Source organism: Vibrio sp. V42_P2S4T144 (genome assembly GCF_009904715.1).
Lineage (GTDB): Bacteria > Pseudomonadota > Gammaproteobacteria > Enterobacterales > Vibrionaceae > Vibrio > Vibrio alginolyticus.
Window position 1 is genome coordinate 1 of record NZ_WXWS01000230.1, and the last position, 2,914, is coordinate 2,914.

Genomic DNA, 2,914 nt, shown 5'->3' on the forward strand with positions numbered 1-2,914 from the left:
CCGCACGGCGCTGCTACACCCTGAACGATGTGAAGAGCTCCAGCAAAGCTTAATGTTTGAACGAGATATTGAAGAAATGCTCATTGTGAAAGAGGGAGTCATTACTTGTTCTTCGAAATTGGGAAGTATCTCTAAACCGTTAGCTGAGCACATCACCTTTCCTAAGGGACAAACGTTAGCGCTTGGTAGTGTTGATAGCTTGTACGATCAGTTCTTGCTTGTGGTAACGGAGGGAGAGCGGGGTTATCAAGCCGTAACGATTATCGATCATGACTACTTTAATGCGACAATAGGGTTTAACAACGATTTACGCCTAAAACGCTCTGCGCTGTTTATCCATGATCAAGTTTCACCTGAAGGAGCATTAAGAGCGGGAAGTAATCCTATCGGTATCAAATCGTCGCAAATGTTTGAGTATGAAGCTTTGAGCGAAGCCAGCGATCTTTTCGTCAAACAGAGAACACTTTCCTATTTTTTGTACTCAATTCCAATTATTTTCGTTATCTACCTTTGCTTGTATGCGTTGAATAAGTTTATTGATCCCCATCGCAATTTGATACTGGATCTTAAAAGAGCGATAAAAAGAGGAGAGTTGACCCTGTATTACCAACCGCAAGTTAACGTTGATACCGGCCAGTTATTCGGGTTTGAAGCGCTTGTGCGATGGGAGCATCAAAGTAAGGGGTTCATTTCTCCGGATGAGTTTGTCCCTGCGGCAGAGCAAGGTGGATTGGTTTTTTTACTTACTGATTTCGTTCTGGATAAAGCGGCAGAGGACTTCAGTAAATTAGGCTTTGATCAGCCTGTCCACCTTGGTATTAACGTGCCGCCTGGTTATTTAGTCGGACCAAACGCGATCAGAAAAATTCAATTGCTCGACAGACAGTTGAGCCGAAACAAAGTCTCATTAGGGGTAGAGATAACGGAGCGTCAGCTCATTGATTCAGAGGCGAGAAAATGCATTGCAGCGCTGCGAGTGCATGGTATTGATGTGCTGATCGATGATTTTGGAACTGGCCAAACCTCGTTAGCATTTCTACAGCACATGCGCATAGATTACTTAAAAATCGATAAGTGCTTTGTCGAAACCATTGGTATTCCTAGCCTTAGTGCTTCTGTCTTAAAAGCGATGGTTCATTTCGCGGAAGAATTACAAGTACAATTGATCGCTGAAGGCGTGGAAACCATAGCGCAAGCTGAACACTTAAAGCAGATGGGAGTGAGGTATCATCAGGGATACCTGTACTCCAAACCATTACCTTATGAGCAGCTTGCGCAGCGAAGTCATTATGATTGGTAGACGTTAGCTCTATAACACTGAGCATTTTCATCAAACACAAACTCTAACTCATTTTTGATGCTATCTAAGCGATCTTCTTGGTAGTGAGACACATACAATAGTTGGCTTAAATTCTCTCTAGCGATGAGTTCAAGTGTGTTCTTAACTAACCGTCTACCCAAAAAATCTAACCCTTGATACGGCTCGTCCAAAATCAATAATGTGGGTTGTTTCACGATGGCTCTTGCAATCAGTAACAGTCGCTGCTGGCCGTACTCTAATTGCTTAAATGAGGTTTTTTTGTACTGGCTCATATGTAAGATATCGAGCCACTCGTTTGCAATATCCATTTCTTTGCGAGTTGGCTGGTTATACAACCCAATCGAATCGTAAAATCCTGACAAAATGACTTCTAATGCGCTGCAATTGACTCGATATTGGAGGTGTAGCGCTGAAGACACCATACCGATATGCTGCTTAATTTCCCAGATTGTCTCGCCAGTACCACGCTTTGTACCAAAAATATCAATGTCATTGCTGTAGCATTGCGGATGATCGCCAAAGATCAATCCAAGTAAGGTACTCTTTCCACAACCATTTGGGCCTTTGACCTGCCAATGTTGGCCCTTGTCTATGCGCCAGTTCAAGTCAGTAAAAATCTTCTTATCGGTGTATTCAACAGTCCCATTCTTTAGTTCAAATATTGGGTTGTTGAATGGTGTCGAGTGCTGATGCTGACGTATCAAGCTCATCATTTCTTCACTCTGTTGCTTTGACTGAGATTTAATTTGTCCAATGATTGGATGATTATCCCAACTGGACTTATCCATTGTACTATCAAGCTTTCCTGCACTGAAAAGCGCGATGCTATTGATCCACTCAGGCATGTCAGATTCGCGAGAGAAGGTTATGAGTAGTTGCACATTTTGAGAAAGCGAGTGTAAATAGCGAGCGAGAGCAGCTCGGTGCGCAATATCTAAGCCAGTAAATGGATTATCGAGTAATACTAAGTCAGGTTGTGTGGCTAAAGCTCGGGCGAGCATTACTCTTCTGGTTTCTCCGGTAGAGAGAACACGGAAGCCACTATCTCTAAGATGACTTAGGTCGAGATCATTAACTAGCTGTTCAGTTAAGTTAGTGTCTTGGCTCTGTTCGAGGATTAATGAATAAACAGTGCTTCCTTGGTCGATACGATCAAGAAAATCCGTATCATCCTTTTCTAATTCTCTTTCCAGTAATCGTTGTTGCTCTGATAACGACACTTGCGCAACGGACAGCCCATTTAGCTCAATTTCCCCACTATTTGGTGACATTTCATCACAAATAAGGTCTCCAAGCAGAGAGCCAATATCTCCATCCGCGCTGAATATCCCCCAAGACTGCTGAGTGTTAATTTTCCAATCGTCAATAAACAAGTGTGTCGTGTTTCTCTTAGCTGCAAGCTGACGAAAGTGAATAGTCATTGTGTTTGTCTTCCTTGTTTTCGTTTTAGTGGATTACTTATAACAATTTACGAACTCAGTACGGAAGCGCTTTTGTGTATTAATTTTGAACAGTGCTCAGTCTTGTGCATATTAACGAAGCCTTGTATTAGAGGATAAAAATGCGACTAGAGTCATTAAGTAACAAGTAAGC

The 2,914-nt window shown here is 42.3% G+C and carries 2 protein-coding genes; one reads left to right on the top strand and one right to left on the bottom strand.

From position 1 onward, the window contains the following. Positions 1 to 1,300 (top strand): EAL domain-containing protein (locus CAG68_RS08110; RefSeq protein WP_161440989.1); only part of this gene is annotated, 1,300 nt, incomplete at its 5' end. Here CAG68_RS08110 and modF read toward each other — a convergent pair. Next, complete coding sequence (modF, locus tag CAG68_RS08115; RefSeq protein ID WP_161440990.1) at positions 1,288 to 2,742, bottom strand: molybdate ABC transporter ATP-binding protein ModF; 1,455 nt, start codon at positions 2,740 to 2,742, stop codon at positions 1,288 to 1,290. The genes CAG68_RS08110 and modF overlap by 13 nt on opposite strands. Between the last annotated feature and the right edge of the window lie 172 nt (positions 2,743 to 2,914).

Bases quoted from the DNA above. Each gene is read 5' to 3' on its own strand.
- modF (WP_161440990.1), bottom strand. From the start codon at position 2,742: ATGACTATTCACTTTCGTCAGCTTGCAGCTAAGAGAAACACGACACAC.